The 1,871-nt window shown below is 65.7% G+C and carries 2 protein-coding genes; both read left to right on the forward strand.

Features of this window, described 5'->3' with window-relative positions; translation table 11 throughout:
• Nucleotides 1-519: DUF1302 family protein (locus ACFPU0_RS11990; protein ID WP_377693219.1), on the forward strand; the 519-nt coding region annotated here is incomplete at its 5' end.
• Between the two features lie 39 nt (nt 520-558).
• Nucleotides 559-1,871: DUF1329 domain-containing protein (locus tag ACFPU0_RS11995; RefSeq protein ID WP_377693220.1), on the forward strand; the 1,313-nt coding region annotated here is incomplete at its 3' end.

Raw genomic sequence — 1,871 nt, forward strand, 5'->3', positions numbered from 1 at the left:
GGCGACACGCCGGTGTTCGACGCGGCGACCCTGCTCGGCGAGCTGTACTACAGCAACCTGCTGGAACTGGATAGCCACAACGAGGCGCTCTACAAGGGCAAGAGCAGCTACCGCGGCATCGACAAGCCGACCCGCGACAACTGGGGCCTGGCGGTCAACTTCACGCCCACCTGGTACCAGGTATTCCCGGGCATCGATCTCTCCGCGCCGATGTCGGTCAACGTCGGCCTGGACGGCGTGTCCCCGGTCCAGGGCGGCGGCGCCGAAGACACCGGTACCTACTCGGTGGGTGTCGGCGCGGCAATCTACAACCAGTACTTCGTCGACCTGAAGTACGTGGACTCCTTCGGCGATGCCGAGAAGTGTGAAAACGGTGCCACTGACGGCGCTACACCCAACGCATTGGATGCCACGCAGCGCTACACCTGCTTCGCCGGGGGCTACTCCTCCTTCTCCGGCGGCGGGGCTACCACGGAAGACCGTGGCGCGGTTTACCTGACCCTCAAGACCACCTTCTGAATTCCGCGTCGCTCGAGACCCGAGCAGGAGAACTACAAGATGAAATTCGTGAAAACCCTGATGGCGGCTTCCCTGGCGATGGCCGTGGCTGGTACCGCCCAGGCGGCCGTATCCTCCGCCGAGGCGGCCAAGCTGGGCACCAGCCTGACCCTGGTGGGCGCCGAGAAGGCCGCCAATGCCGATGGCTCCATTCCCGCCTACGAAGGCGGCCTGACCACCGCGCCGGCCGGCTTCAAGTCCGGCGACAGCATGCGTCCGGACCCCTTCGCCAGCGAGAAGCCGCTGCTGGTGATCGATGGCAAGAACGTCGACCAGTACAAGGACCAGCTCACCGCCACCACCGTGGAACTGGCCAAGCGTTATCCGGGCTTCCGCGTCGACGTCTTCCCGACCCACCGCACCGTGGCCATGCCCAAGCCGGTACTGGACAACGCGGTGAAGAACGCCACCGGCGCCAAGACCGCCAATGGCGGCCTGGCCATCGAGAACGTGCTGCCGGGCGTGCCTTTCCCGATCCCGCAGTCGGGCGCCGAGGCCATGTGGAACCACCTGCTGCGCTACCAGGGCGTGACCATCAACTCCAAGTACGACTCCTGGAACGTGGACGCCGCCGGCGTGGCGACCCTGGCCACCACCGGCCAGGCCTTCATCAACTACCCGATCTACCAGGACCTGAACAAGCCCATCGCCAATACCGACGTGTATTACCAGATGAAGCTGTACTACTCGGGTCCGGCCCGCCGCGCCGGCGAGGCGATCATGCTCAAGGACGCCGCCAACGCGGTCGAGCAGCCGCGCCGCGCCTGGCAGTACCTGCCCGGCCAGCGCCGCGTCAAGCTGGCGCCGAGCCTGGCCTACGACACCCCGAACCCGGGTACCGCCGGTGCCGGCACCTACGACGACGTGTTCGTCTTCAACGGCGCGCTGGACCGCTACGACTGGAAGCTGGTGGGCAAGCAGGAAATGATCGTGCCCTACAACACCTACGAGCTGACCTACGCCCAGGACCCGAAGTCCCTGACCACCCCCAACCACCTGGCGCCTGACCACGTGCGCTGGGAGAAGCACCGCGTCTGGGTCGTGGAAGGCACCCTGAAGTCCGGCGCCCGCCACATCTACGCCAAGCGCCGCTTCTACCTGGACGAGGACAGCTGGGTCGCCCTGGCGTCCGACCAGTACGACGCCCGCGGGCAGATCTACCGTGGCTCCTTCGCCTTCCTCAGCCAGAGCTACGACAAGGAAGTGCCTGACACCACTCCCTTCGTGATCTACGACCTGGTGGGCAACTCCTACAACATCAACGGTATCGTCGGCCCGTACGGCGGCATCCGTTACATCGACCCGCTGACCAA

This window comes from Pseudomonas sp. GCM10022186, assembly GCF_042656385.1.
Lineage (GTDB): Bacteria > Pseudomonadota > Gammaproteobacteria > Pseudomonadales > Pseudomonadaceae > Metapseudomonas.